The following is a 13,627-nucleotide window of genomic DNA, read 5'->3' on the forward strand; positions in this document are numbered from 1 at the left end:
TGCGCCGACATGCAGCGCAGGGTGACTTCAAACCGTTGACTTGAATTTAAGCCGGAATGATGAAGCGCTCGAATGCCGCAAGTCCGGCATAAGAAGCGGCGCTGCCCAGTTCGTCTTCAATCACCAGCAGGCGGTTGTACTTGGCGACGCGGTCGGAGCGGCACAGCGAACCGGTCTTGATTTGTGTGGCTGTCGTGCCCACGGCAATGTCGGCAATGGTCGTGTCTTCGGTTTCGCCTGAGCGGTGCGACACCACGGCGGCGTAACCGCTGCGGGTGGCCAGCTCAATCGCCGCCAGCGTTTCGCTGAGCGTGCCAATCTGGTTCGGCTTGACCAGGATGGCATTCGCCACGCCGGCTGCAATGCCCTTGCTCAGGGTGGCGGTGTCGGTGACAAACAAATCGTCGCCCACCAGCTGAACCTGCTGGCCGACCTTGTCGGTCAACAGCTTCCAGCCCGCCCAGTCGTCTTCGGCCATGCCGTCTTCAATCGACACGATGGGGTACTGGCGCACCAGTCCGGCCAGCCAGTCAACAAACTGGCCGGAGTCAAAGCGTTTGTTTTCCGACGCCAGAACGTACTGGCCATCATGGAAAAACTCGGTGCTGGCAGCGTCCAGACCCAGCCAGATATCGCGCCCGGGCCGAAAGCCTGCGCTTTCAATCGCTTGCAAGATCACGTCCAGCGCCGCCGTGTTGGACGGCAGGTTGGGCGCAAAGCCGCCTTCGTCGCCCACCGAGGTCGCCATGCCGGCCGCCTTGAGCTGGGACTTGAGCGCATGAAACACCTCGACGCCCCAGCGCAGTCCTTCGGCAAAACTGGGCGCGGCCACGGGCAAGATCATGAACTCCTGAATGTCCACGTTGTTGTCGGCGTGCGCGCCGCCATTGATGATGTTCATCATCGGCACCGGCAAGGTGAAGGCGTCCTGCCGCCCGAGATAGCGGTACAGCGGCACACCCTGGCTGGCAGCGGCAGCCCGCGCCGTGGCAAGCGATACCGCCAGCAGCGCGTTGGCGCCCAGGCGGGATTTGCCCGGTGTGCCATCGAGCTGGATCAGGCGCGCATCCAGCGCGGCCTGGTCGCTGGCGTCCTGGCCCAGCAGTGCGGCGCGAAGCTCGCCATTCACATGGCTGACGGCGGTGCGAACGCCTTTGCCGCCGTAACGCGCGGCATCGCCGTCGCGCAGTTCGATGGCTTCACGCGAACCGGTGGACGCGCCCGACGGGGCTGCGGCATAACCGGTGGCACCACAGGCAAGGGTGACTTGAGCGGCAACCGTGGGGTTGCCGCGCGAATCGAGGATTTCCAGGCCGCGAAGGCCGATGATCTGGCTCATGGGGAAAGGCTCCAGTGGGTAATCGGCTTAAACCGTGGCGATGCGGATCAGGTTGGTGGTGCCAGGAGTACCAAACGGCATGCCGGCAATCGCCACGATGGTCTGGCCAGCCGCAGCAAACTTCTCGCTGCGCGCCACTTCACAGGCGGTTTCGGTCATCTGGTCTACATCGGACACATTGCCGATGTGCACCGAATGCACGCCCCAGGCCAGCGCCAGGCGGCGCGCCACGCCGATGTCGGGCGTCAGGCTCAGGATAGGCGACTCGGGCCGCTCGCGCGCAGCGCGCAGGCTGGTGTGGCCCGAGCTGGTGTAGCAAACGATGGCCGCCGCTTGCAGCAAGGTGACGGCGCGGCGCATGGCGCAGCACACGGCTTCTGCCACATCGCCGCCCGGACGGGCCGAGGTGTGCGACGCGTCAATCAACTGGCGGTATTGCGGGTCGCCCTCGACCTGCTCGATGATGCGGTTCATCATCTTGACCGCCTCAATCGGGAACTTGCCCGAGGCCGATTCGGCGGACAGCATGACGGCGTCGGCACCGTCGTAAATGGCCGTTGCCACGTCAGACGCTTCGGCGCGGGTGGGCACCGGGCTGTCAATCATGGATTCGAGCATCTGCGTGGCCACGATGACGGGCTTGCCAAAGCGCCGGGCGCTGCGAATGATGCGTTTCTGGATAGCCGGCACGCGTTCGGCGGGCAGTTCAACCCCCAGGTCGCCGCGCGCCACCATCACGGCATCCGACAGCGCGACGATTTCGTCCAGGCGCTCGATGGCCGATGGCTTTTCCAGCTTGGAGACGATGGAAGCGCGGTCCCCGATCAGCGCACGCGCCTCGGACACGTCCTCGGGACGCTGCACGAAAGACAGGGCAATCCAGTCAGCACCCAGCTCCAGTGCCAGCGCCAGGTCGCGGCGGTCTTTTTCGGTCAGGGCGGTGATGGGCAGCACCACGCCAGGAACGTTTACGCCCTTGCGCTCGGACAGCTTGCCGCCGACCATCACGCGGGTTTCGGCAAAGTCAGGGCCGCAGCTCACGACTTCCAGACGCAGCTTGCCGTCGTCAAGCAGCAGCTCGGCGCCAGGCACGAGGGCGGCAAAAATCTCGGGATGCGGCAAACGAGCGCGCTGGCCGTTGCCTGGCGCTTCATTCAGGTCAAGGCGGAAAGGCTGACCTTCAACCAGCATGACCGGGCCGTCAGCAAAAACGCCTACGCGCAGCTTGGGGCCTTGCAGGTCGGCCAGGATGCCGATGGGGCGGCCGGTTTCCTGCTCCAGTTCGCGCAGCACCGCAAAGCGGGCGCGGTGGTCGTCGGCGCTGCCGTGGCTGAAGTTCAGCCGGAACACATCGACGCCGGCCATGAACAGCCCGCGAACGATGTCTTTGTCGGAGCTGGCGGGGCCAAGGGTCGCCACAATTTTGGCATTTCGGGTTCTGCGCATTTTTTAGTTCTCTGTTGGTGCGTCGATAAGGAGGGCGCGAAAGTCATTCACATTGGTCAGCGTGGGGCCGGTGATGACCGAGTCTCCCAGCGCCTGGAAAAAGCCGTGGCCATCGTTGTTGGCCAGGCTGTCTTTGGGCCGCAGGCCCAGCGCCCAGGCGCGATCCAGCGAATCGGGTGCCAGGCAAGCGCCAGCGATTTCTTCCTGTCCGTCAACGCCGTCGGTGTCGCCCGCCATCGCATGAATGCGCGGATGGCCGTTCAGGGTGATGCCGGCCGCCAGCAGCCACTCGACATTGCGCCCGCCCCGGCCGTTGCCGCGCACGGTGACGGTGGTCTCGCCGCCCGACAGCAGCACACAAGGCGCTTCAAACGGCTGGCTGCGACTGGCCACCTGCAGCGCCATGCCGGCCAGCACCTTGCCCACATCCCGCGCTTCGCCTTCGAGTGCATCGCCCAGGATATAGGCGGTGTAACCCGCATTGGCAGCGACGGTTGCAGCCGCTTCCAGCGCCATTTGGGGCGTAGCAATCATGCGCACTTCGGTGCCCGCCAGGCGTGGGTCGCCCGGCTTGATGGATTCGCCCCGGCCGCTTTGCAAGACAGCCATGACTTTGGCTGGCACGTCAATGTTGTAGCGGCGAATCACGGCCAGCGCATCTTCACAGGTGGTCGGGTCGGCCACGGTCGGGCCCGAGGCAATGTCCATCGGGTCATCGCCGGGCACGTCGGAAATCAGCAGCGTCAGCACCTTGGCCGGATGGCAGGCCGCAGCCAGTCGCCCGCCCTTGATGGCCGAGAGATGGCGGCGTACGCAGTTCATCTCGCTGATGGTTGCGCCGGACTTCAGCAGCGCGCGGCTGATGTCCTGCTTGTGTTGCAGGCTCAAGCCGGGCAACGGCAGCGGCAGCAGCGAGGAGCCGCCGCCGGAAATCAGGCACAGCACCAGGTCGTCAGCCGTCAGTCCCTGCACCAGTTGCAGCATGCGCTGGGCGGCGACCTCACCGGCGGCGTCGGGCACCGGATGAGCGGCTTCGACGATTTCGATGCGTTCGCACGGCACGCCATAACCGTAGCGCGTCACCACCAGACCAGACAGCGGAGCCGGCCAATTATCTTCGACGGCCCGGGCCATCGCCGCCGACGCTTTGCCGGCGCCAATCACGATTAATCGGCCTTTCCCAAGGCTTTGCGGATCCGGCAGATGGGCAGGAATGCAAAGCGCCGGCTGGGCCGAGGCAATGGCGGCGTCGAACATGCGGCGCAGCAACGCCTGTTGTTTGGCAAAAGACACGTCGGGGGTTTTCATGGTGGCGCGGGTTCGGTCAGTTCGTCACTTTTTTATTCAGCCTTCTGGCCAATCTCGAAGTTCGACATCTTCTCCAGCGCCTTGACCATCGCCGAATGGTCCCAGGCCTTGCCGCCATAGGCGACGCAGGAGTTGAACAACTCTTGCGCCATCGCGGTGTTGGGCAGGGCCACACCCAGCGCGCGGGCGCTGGACAGCGCCAGGTTCAAGTCCTTCTGGTGCAGCTCGATGCGAAAGCCCGGATCAAACGTGCGCTTGACCATGCGGTCGCCATGCACCTCCAGAATTTTGGAGGAAGCGAATCCGCCCATCAGCGCCTGGCGCACGCGGGCCGGATCGGCACCGGCACGAGCTGCAAACAGCAGCGCTTCGGCTACTGCTTCAATGTTCAGCGCGACGATGATCTGGTTGGCGACCTTGGCGGTCTGGCCGTCACCGTTGCCGCCGACCAGCGTGATGTTCTTGCCCATCAGCTCGAACAAAGGCTTGATGCGCTCGAACGTCGCCTCCGGGCCGCCGACCATGATCGACAGCGTCGCGTTCTTGGCACCGACTTCGCCGCCGGACACGGGTGCGTCCAGGTAATCGCAGCCCAGTGCGTTAATTTTTTGCGCAAACGTCTTGGTTGAAATCGGCGAGATCGAACTCATGTCCACCACCACCTTGCCGGCGGTCAGCCCGGCGGCAATGCCTTTTTCCGAGAACAGCGCTGCCTCTACGTCAGGGGTGTCGGGCACCATCACGATGATGATGTCGGCGCGCTCGGCCACGCCGCGTGCGCTGGTGCATTGGGTCGCGCTGCTGCTGGCAATCGCTTCAGGCATCTTGCCCAGCGTGTAGACAAACAGCTGGTGACCGGCCTGGATCAGGTGGCTGGCCATGGGCGCGCCCATGATGCCGAGGCCGACGAAACCGATTTTGAGGGGTTGTGAAGTCATGATGTGTTCTCCTTTTTGTGGTGATTGATTAACCGGCAAACTGATCGCGCCAGCCGAGTCCGGCCTCGGTCGTGGTGGCGGGCTTGTATTCGCAGCCGATCCAGCCGTCGTAGCCGATGCGTTCCAGGTGTGCGAACAGAAAGGCGTAGTTGATTTCGCCGGTGCCCGGCTCGTTGCGCCCGGGGTTGTCGGCCAGCTGGATGTGGCCGATGCGCGGCAAGTACTTCTGCATCGTCGCGGCCAGCTCGCCTTCCATGCGCTGGGCATGGTAGATGTCGTACTGCACGAAGGCGTTGTCAGCGCCGACTTCGACCAGAATCGACACCGCCTGGGTGGTGCGATTGAGGTAAAAGCCCGGAATGTCGAAGGTGTTGATCGGCTCGATCAACAAGCGCAGACCGGCCTTCTTCAGCTCGGCGGCGGCAAAGCGCAGGTTCTCGACAAACGTCTGGCGCAGCACATCATCGGCAACGCCTTCGGGCGCTTTACCAGCCAGGCAGTTGAGCTGCTTCACGCCCAGTGCCTTGGCATAAACGATGGCCTTGGCCACGCCTTCGCGGAATTCAGCCACCCGCTCCGGCAGGCAGGCAATGCCGCGCTCGCCTGCATCCCAGTCACCGGCAGGCAGGTTGTGCAACACCAAGGTCAGGTTATTGGCATCCAGGCGCTGGCGGATTTCTTCAGCCGGCCAGGCATATGGGAACAAAAATTCCACGGCTTTGAAGCCTGCCTTGGCAGCGTACTCGAAACGGTCAAGAAAAGGATGCTCGGTGAAAAGCATCGTGAGGTTGGCGGCAAACTTGGGCATCAAGATCTCCTTCAGTCGAGCATCGAAACAGCGGTGGGCGCATCGACCCGATCCGTGGCGAGTTCTTCAAACTCGTTGATGTTGTCGATTTCGGTGCCCATCGAGATGTTGGTGACACGCTCAAGCATGACCTCGATCACGACCGGCACCTGGAACTCGGCCATCCAGGCTTCGGCCTGCTTGATGGCGGGCGCCAGTTCCTCTTGGCGGTACACGCGGATGCCCTTGCAGCCCAGGCCTTCGACGACCTTCATGTGGTCGACGCCGTAATTTTCGAGGTTGGGCGAATTGATGTTCTCAAAGCCCAGCTGCACGCAGTAGTCCATCGTGAAGCCGCGCTGCGACTGGCGAATCAGGCCCAGGTAGCTGTTGTTCACCACCATGTGGATGTAGGGCAGCTTGAACTGCGCACCGACGGCCAGCTCTTCGATCATGAACTGGAAGTCGTAGTCGCCCGAAAGCGCCACAATCTTGCGTGTCGGGTCGGCGGCGCGCACACCCAGCGCGGCGGGCAGCGTCCAGCCCAGCGGGCCGGCCTGGCCGCAGTTGATCCAGTGGCGCGGCTTGTAAACATGCAGGAATTGCGCGCCGGCAATCTGCGACAAACCGATGGTCGAGATGTAGCAGACATCCTTGCCAAACGCATTGATCATGCATTGGTAGACGCGCTGCGGCTTCATCGGCACGGTGTCGAAATTGGTTTTGCGCAGGTAGTCGACCGACGACTTGCGGGCCAGGCATTCTTTCGCCCAACCCGACCAGTTGCTCAGCTTGCCGGCCTGCTTCCACTCGCGGGCAACTTCAACAAGCAACTGCAACGCAACTTTGGCGTCCGACACAATGCCGTAGTCAGGCGCGAACACGCGGCCAATCTGTGTCGGCTCGATGTCGATGTGGATGAACTTTCGGCCCTTGCAATACACCTCGGGCGAGCCGGTGTGGCGGTTCGCCCAGCGGTTGCCGATGCCCAGCACAAAATCGCTGGCGAGCATGGTGGCGTTGCCGTAGCGGTGGCTGGTTTGCAGACCCACCATGCCGGCCATCAGCGGATGGTCATCGGGAATCGTGCCCCAGCCCATCAGCGTGGGAATGACTGGCACGCCGGTCAGTTCAGCAAACTCGACCAGCAAGTCCGACGCATCGGCGTTGATGACGCCGCCGCCAGAAACGATCAGCGGGCGCTCGGCGGTCATCAGCATTTCAAGCGCTTTTTCGATCTGCTTGCGGCTCGCTGTCGGCTTGTAAACGGCCAGCGGCTCGTAGGTGTCGATGTCGAATTCGATCTCGGCCATCTGCACGTCAAACGGCAGGTCGATCAGCACCGGGCCGGGGCGGCCTGAGCGCATCAGATGAAAAGCCTGCTGGAAGGCGCGCGGCACCTGGGCCGGCTCCATCACGCGGGTCGACCACTTGGTGACCGGCTTGGAGATGGACTCAATGTCCACCGCCTGGAAGTCTTCCTTGTGCATGCGTGCACGCGGTGCCTGGCCGGTGATGCACAAAATAGGAATGCTGTCGGCCTGGGCCGAATACAGGCCGGTGATCATGTCGGTGCCAGCCGGGCCGGAGGTGCCGATGCACACGCCGATATTGCCCGCTTTGGCGCGGGTGTAGCCTTCGGCCATGTGTGAGGCACCCTCGACGTGGCGCGCCAGAATGTGCGCAATTGCCGGGTGGTCGCGCATCGCTGCATACAGCGGATTGATGGCTGCGCCGGGCACGCCAAAAGCCTGTGTCACGCCTTCTTTTTCCATCACCAGTACGGCGGCCATTGCGGCCTTCATTTTTGCCATTGCTTGCTCCTTGTTTAGATGGCTCCATCATTCCTTTGGCAGGTGTACTTGTGAATCCCATTGCGTCGATAAGACCTATTCCCTGGTGGAATAGACAAGCCAAACGGGTTTACAGTCAAGGCCATGGATCGCGTCACCGGCATTGCCCTTTTTATTCGCGTCGTCGAGACCGGCAGCTTCAGCAAGGCGGCCATCGAGACCGGCATCACCCAGCCCACAGCCACCAAGGCCGTCGCTGCGATGGAGCAGCGCCTGGGCGCGCGGCTGCTGCACCGTTCGACACGCGGCGTGACGCTGACCGAGGTGGGCGCGCTGTATTACGAAAAATGCAAGCTGATCGCCCGCGAGATCGAGGAAGCCGACAACCTGGCCACGCTGCTGCAAAGCAAGGTTGGCGGCCACCTGCGCGTCAGCACTTCGGTGGCGTTCGGGCGGCGCGTGGTGGTGCCGCTGGTGCTGCGCTACATGCAGCAACACCCCGACATCACGCTGGACCTGACCTTTGATGACCATTACGTGAATCTGGTTGAGCAAGGCGTGGACCTGGCCATCCGCATGGGGCCGATGGCCGACTCAACCCTGGGCGCGCGTTACCTGGGCACCAATCCTTGGCTGATGGTGGCAGCGCCGCCTTATTTGGCAGCGCGCGGCACGCCGGCCAGCGCAGCCGACCTGGCGGCGCACGACTGCGTGGTCTACAGCAGCGTACAGGGCGACGACCGCTGGAGCCTGCGCACGCCAGCGGGCCAGAAGCTGTCGGTGCCCGTCAAAGGCCCGATGCGCTCGAACAATCTATCCGCCGTGCTGGCAGCGGCGCGCGCCGGCATGGGCCTGGCCGTGCTGCCCTGGTACGTGGCGCGCAAGTCGCTGGCCGACGGCGCTGTCGTGCCCGTGCTGGCCGACCACGGGCTGCCCGAGCAGGAAGTGCATGCCGTGTTTCCGTCGCCCAAGCTGGTGCCGCTGAAGGTGACCAGCTTCAGCACCTTTTTGCAGCAGTCGCTGGCGGGCGACTGGTGGCGTCAGGCGCCTCGCACAGGCGAGGCAGTGCAGCAAAATTCATCGGACTATCCGGCGGAATAGTGAACGGCGGGCGCGCTGTAATGGCGAAAAAAGCGTGCGCTTCAGACGATGCCTGTACGCGGGCTATTCCCGGAAGTGTCCTTGCCGGTCAACGATGGTCAACCCCACGAAGCCCGAGCCTTCCCGGCGGTTGGGGGCATATTTGACCGAGACGGCATCGCCAAAGGTTTTTGTGCCCATGCTTTCAAGCCCGCTGACCAGGCTTTCGCGACTGGGGTCACGCCCGGCATTTCGCAGCCCTTCGACCAGTATCTTGGTGTTGATGAAGACCTCCAGTCCGAGGTAAGAGAAGTCGCTGCTGCCGCTGACCGCCCCATAGAGCTTGCGGTATTCGTTAACCACCGGCAAGGCGACGCGTACCGGGCTGGGCACGACGGTGGTGAAAATCACATTGCCCGTGTACTCGCCCAGATCGGTCGCGACCCGCTGGTTGGCCTGCGCGGCGAGGTTGTAGATCGGCACGCTCAACCCGCTGCGGCGTGCCTGCGTAATCAGTGCCACGGTGGAGCTGGACGAGGCCAGCAGCACGACGCCATTGGGCGCGGCCTTTTTCAGCGCGCCCAGCACGGCAGGCACGTCGGATGCGTCAGCCGCCAACGCCACCTCGACGGTCGGCTTGATGCCGGCCTTGGCCATCACCTCCTGGGCTGCAGCCAGGGCGCTCTGGCCGAAATCATCCTTTTGGTAAACCACAGCAATGCGCGTCTGGCCGCCCACGACCATCTGGTCGACCATGCGCGCAACTTCTGCGCCCGTGGTGGGCCGCACGTTGAACACAAAACGACCCGGCTGGGTACGCATCAAGCCCGAACCGGCGATGCCCGCAATCAGCGGCACACTTTTTTCGTTGGCCACAGCCAGCATCGCGTTGCAACTGGCCGAGCCCCAGCAATTGAACAAGGCCACCACCTTCTCGCTGGCCAGCTGGCGTGCGTTGTCGGCCGCTTTTTTCGGGTTGAATTCGTCGTCCAGCACCCGCAGCGCGATGCGCTTGCCCTGAATGCCGCCGGCCTTGTTGACTGAGTCGATGTAAGCCTGCATGACGGTCTGCCCTTCTTTGCCGGCTGCCGCGCCAGGGCCGGACAAAGGCAAACTGACGCCGATGAGAATGTCGCTGGCGGATTGCGCCACAGCGCAGGCACCGAAGCTGGACAGGAGGAAGGCGATCAAGGCTGATTTCATGATTTACTCGCTGGAATGTTGAACCCTGCGCAGAACTTGCGCCCCATTACACAATCCGGACAGCTGCCCGGACACCCATTACCCGCTCAGCGCAAAACCAGCCCCTGCCGCATCAGAGCGAGGTCAACCTGCCCAAAAAACGAAGTTTTTATATCAAAACGGTCTGTTGTGCACGCTGCATATGTGCAATCAGCTATTAATTAAATAGCAAAATATTGCTTTTTTGCGTCCGGTGATTGCCAGCCAATCGGGCAGGGTCAAACCACCCGGGGCGCAAAAACCCGGTTCAGTCACGGTAGCCCGGCGACAAGCGGTCGGTGCGGCGCAGCAGCGCGGGCCATTCCACGTCGCCATCCCACTCGCTGCCATCGCCCACCCATTGGCGGTAGGTGCGGTTTGCAAGTTCGTCGCTGGCCACTGATATATGCCCGCCGGTGGCCGCCATGGCCTGCAATTGCGCCTGCGCTGCCCGCTCAAGCACATGCATCAGCATGAAGGCTTCGGCCACGCTGCGGCCTACGGTGAGCGTGCCGTGGTTTTCGAGGATCAAGCCGTCAAGCTGGCCCAGATTGAGCACAAGGCGTTGCTGTTCTTCAGCGCCCAGCGCCAGCCCTTCATAGGCGTGGCGACCGAGCCGGCCATGCAGCCGCATTGCCCATTGCGAGGTGGGCCGCAAGCCCTCGGGCAGCATCGCCAGCGCCACACCCCAGGGCGCGTGCAGATGAATCACGCATTCAACGTCTGGCCGGGCCGCATGCACCGCGCCATGAATGGTGAAGCCGGTCGGGTTGATGGCCCGGCCTGAGCCGTCAACCACTTCGCCGCGCAGGTTGACCTTGACCAGACTGGAAGCGGTGATCTCGTCAAAACCCAGTCCGAATTCGTTGATCAGGTAGACGCCCGGCTCGCCCGGCACAGTGGCCGAGAGATGGGTGTAGACGGTATCGTCCCAACCTGCCAGCGCGGCCAGCCGGTAAGCGGCCGCCAGGTCAATGCGCACCTGTTGCTCGGTGCGCGGGGCGCGGTCTGAAGGCAAACGCAACACTTTTTGGGCCAGCGGTTAGGGGGGTTCAGAAGCGGTGGCGCACGCCCACCGAATAGCTGCTGCCCGCAGAAAGGTTGTCAAGCTTGTCGCGCATGGCCACGGCGTAAATATCGGTGCGCCTGGACAGGTTGTAGTCGTAGCCCAGGGAAACCGTATTGCGGTCAGGGCCGGTTTTTGGCGCTACACGGCCCCACGCAGCCAGTACGGCGCCCGCACCGACCGGCACGCGCGCGCCCAGTTCGGAAATGCGGTACCTGTTGTCAGTCGTCGTGTTCTTGACTTCGCCGTATTGGGCAAACGCCTTGGCAACCGTGAAGTCATAAGCACCATTGAGCTGCCAGGTGCGCGTGTCGTTCTGCACTGCTGCAGGCACGGGCCGTGTTTCGTCTTTCTTGACCGACTGGTAGACCAGCGCAGCAGACAACGGGCCGCCGGCATAACCGACGTTCGCGCCCCAGTTCGAGCCGTTGCTCGAACCCGCGCCCGTGCTCTTGGTCGCCGCAGCAGCGCCGATCACGCCGAACCTGAAGCCGCCAAACTCGGGGCTGGTGTAAAGCGCCGAGTTGTTCCAGGCCGAGTCGCCAGTGACGGTGCCGCTGGTGAAGTAGTGACGGGTGCTGGGGGCGTAGCCGTAAGAGTCGCCAAACGGGTTGAACGACACGGTGGAGATGAACAACGGCGTGGTGTTGCGCCCCAGCGTCAACGTGCCCCAGCTTTTACTCGACAAGCCCACCGAGGCAGTGCGCGAAAACAGTGTGTCGCCCGCAAAGCGGCCCGAAGCGCCGGTATCGGCCTGCAAGAAACCTTCAAGACGGAACACGGCAGACAAACCGCCGCCCAGGTCTTCAGAGCCACGCATGCCGAAGTAACTGGTAGTCATCTTGCCGTTGTCCACACCGGTCTGGCGCAGGCCGCCTGGTGCTTTGTTCGAGCCAACACTCATGTCGACCAGGCCGAACAGGGTGACTGAGCTTTGGGCCTGCGCGCCCAAAGCGGTAACGGCGAGCAAGGCGGCTACGCCAGTGCGATAAATATTTTTCATGATGAGTCTCTTTGTTTTCAGGTTAATTTTTTGAATGATCAGGAAGCAGCGATGGCCGGCACTCAGTGCGCCACCATGCCGTCGGACTCTTCGCCCTTGCCGTTGAAAAACACATTGAGCAACACGGCCGAAATGGCGGTCAGCAAGATGCCCGACTCCAGCAGCGGATGCAGGCTGTGCGCCATCTGCTGGCTCCAGCGCGGTGCCACCAGCGGCACCAGGCCAAAGCCGATGGACAACGCCACGATATAGAGGTTGAAGCGATTGGTTTTGTAGTCCACCGTCGACAGGATGCGGATGCCGGTGGCAGCCACCATGCCGAACATCACCAGGCCAGCGCCGCCCAGCACGAACAGCGGAATGGCTTCGACGAACGCGGCCATTTTTGGCAGCATGCCCAGCACGACCATGATCAGGCCGCCGGCCACACAAACCCAGCGGCTCTTCACGCCGGTCACGGCGACCAGTCCAACGTTCTGCGAGAAGCTGGTGTGCGGGAACGTATTGAAAATACCGCCAATCACCGTGCCTAAGCCGTCAGTGCGCAGTCCGGCAGCGAGCTGGTCCTGGTTGATGGGCTTGTCGGTCATGTCGGACAGCGCCAAAAACATGCCGGTGGACTCGATCATCACCACGATCATCACGACCGTGAAGGTGAGAATCATGACGATGTCAAAGGTCGGAAAGCCAAAGGCGAAGGGCGTGACCACGTCAAACCACTGCGCCTTGCCGACCTTGTCGAAATTCATCTTGCCCATGGCAATGGCGACGGCGCAACCGGACGCCATGCCAAGCAGCACCGAGATGTTGGAGATAAAGCCGCGCGTGAATTTCACCAGCAGCAGCACCACCACCATCACGAACGCGGCAATCGCCAGATTGTCCAGCGCACCGTAGGTCAGGCTGTCGATCATCGGAATCGGGCCCAGTTTGAGCATCGGGGTGGCAGCGCCGGCGGGCAGCGCGCTGGCCGCAGCGGCGGCGGTGGCCTTGGCACTGTCAACCATCGCGACCAGTTGGGGAACGTCAACGCTTTGCGCCAGATTGGCCGGCCCGCCCAACGCCCAGCCCACGCCCACGCGCATCAGGCTGATGCCGATGATGGCAATGATGGCACCCGTGACCACAGGCGGAAAAAAGCGCAACAGCCGGCTCATGAGCGGCGCAATCAAGATCGCAAGAACCCCCGAGCCGATACCCGCGCCAAAGATGGCCCGCGCGCCCTCTATGCCGGGCACGGCATTGGCAATCGCCACCATTGGCCCGACGGCGGCGAAGGTCACGCCCATCATCACCGGCAGCTTGATGCCGAACCAGCGAGTCAGGCCAAACGACTGGATCAGCGTGACCAGGCCACAGCAAAAAAGATCGGCCGAGATCAGCATCGTGACCTGCTCGGGCGAGAGCTTCAGCGCGCGACCGACGATCAGCGGCACCGCGACGGCGCCTGCATACATCACCATCACATGTTGCAGACCGAGCGCCGCAAGGCGTGGGGTGGGCAGTATTTCGTCCACCGGATGGACGGTATTGGGGTTCATGTTTGTCTCCTTTTTCATATTTTTGTCAGGCACGGGAAATGCAGAGGGCCGCCGGCGCACAGCCTGCAAAGGGCTGCGTGCCGAGTCGCCGGACGACCGGATGAA

The 13,627-nt window shown here is 62.9% G+C and carries 11 protein-coding genes; 1 reads left to right on the forward strand and 10 read right to left on the reverse strand.

The features are described from left to right. Window positions 1-46: 46 nt before the first annotated feature. The 6 genes from eno to gcl are packed head-to-tail and all read right to left on the reverse strand — an operon-like array spanning window position 47 to window position 7,632. Window positions 47-1,339 (reverse strand): phosphopyruvate hydratase, encoded by a 1,293-nt coding sequence (gene eno, locus RCH06_RS04885; RefSeq protein WP_327080309.1) that lies wholly within the window; start codon window positions 1,337-1,339, stop codon window positions 47-49. Window positions 1,340-1,366: 27 nt separating this feature from the next. Next, window positions 1,367-2,785: a pyruvate kinase gene (pyk, locus tag RCH06_RS04890; RefSeq protein ID WP_327080310.1), complete on the reverse strand. Its 1,419-nt coding sequence runs from the start codon at window positions 2,783-2,785 to the stop codon at window positions 1,367-1,369. A 3-nt stretch (window positions 2,786-2,788) separates the two neighbouring features. After that, complete coding sequence (locus RCH06_RS04895; RefSeq protein WP_327080311.1) at window positions 2,789-4,093, reverse strand: glycerate kinase type-2 family protein; 1,305 nt, start codon at window positions 4,091-4,093, stop codon at window positions 2,789-2,791. Window positions 4,094-4,125: 32 nt separating this feature from the next. Further along, window positions 4,126-5,031: a 2-hydroxy-3-oxopropionate reductase gene (glxR, locus tag RCH06_RS04900; RefSeq protein WP_327080312.1), complete on the reverse strand. Its 906-nt coding sequence runs from the start codon at window positions 5,029-5,031 to the stop codon at window positions 4,126-4,128. 28 nt (window positions 5,032-5,059) lie between these two features. Beyond that, the gene (gene hyi, locus RCH06_RS04905; protein WP_327080313.1) at window positions 5,060-5,839 is read right to left on the reverse strand and encodes a hydroxypyruvate isomerase; all 780 of its coding nucleotides are present in this window, start codon (window positions 5,837-5,839) and stop codon (window positions 5,060-5,062) included. A gap of 11 nt (window positions 5,840-5,850) precedes the next feature. After that, window positions 5,851-7,632: a glyoxylate carboligase gene (gene gcl / locus RCH06_RS04910; protein ID WP_327080314.1), complete on the reverse strand. Its 1,782-nt coding sequence runs from the start codon at window positions 7,630-7,632 to the stop codon at window positions 5,851-5,853. A 123-nt stretch (window positions 7,633-7,755) separates the two neighbouring features. On the opposite strand from gcl, the gene RCH06_RS04915 reads away from it, so the two are divergent. Beyond that, entirely contained in the window at window positions 7,756-8,712 is a 957-nt protein-coding gene (locus RCH06_RS04915) for a LysR family transcriptional regulator (RefSeq protein ID WP_327080315.1), read from the forward strand. A 63-nt stretch (window positions 8,713-8,775) separates the two neighbouring features. On the opposite strand, the gene RCH06_RS04920 is transcribed toward RCH06_RS04915, so the two are convergent. From RCH06_RS04920 to RCH06_RS04935, 4 genes are all read right to left on the reverse strand, one after another. After that, window positions 8,776-9,894 (reverse strand): ABC transporter substrate-binding protein, encoded by a 1,119-nt coding sequence (locus RCH06_RS04920; protein ID WP_327080316.1) that lies wholly within the window; start codon window positions 9,892-9,894, stop codon window positions 8,776-8,778. A gap of 286 nt (window positions 9,895-10,180) precedes the next feature. Beyond that, window positions 10,181-10,936: a class II aldolase/adducin family protein gene (locus RCH06_RS04925; protein WP_327080317.1), complete on the reverse strand. Its 756-nt coding sequence runs from the start codon at window positions 10,934-10,936 to the stop codon at window positions 10,181-10,183. A gap of 28 nt (window positions 10,937-10,964) precedes the next feature. Next, window positions 10,965-11,981, reverse strand: a complete 1,017-nt coding sequence (locus tag RCH06_RS04930) for a porin (RefSeq protein ID WP_327080318.1) — start codon at window positions 11,979-11,981, stop codon at window positions 10,965-10,967. A gap of 62 nt (window positions 11,982-12,043) precedes the next feature. Beyond that, window positions 12,044-13,522, reverse strand: a complete 1,479-nt coding sequence (locus RCH06_RS04935) for a nucleobase:cation symporter-2 family protein (RefSeq protein ID WP_327080319.1) — start codon at window positions 13,520-13,522, stop codon at window positions 12,044-12,046. Window positions 13,523-13,627 lie beyond the last annotated feature (105 nt).

Origin of the sequence: Polaromonas sp. CG_9.5, assembly GCF_035984465.1 — a bacterium.
Lineage (GTDB): Bacteria > Pseudomonadota > Gammaproteobacteria > Burkholderiales > Burkholderiaceae_C > Polaromonas.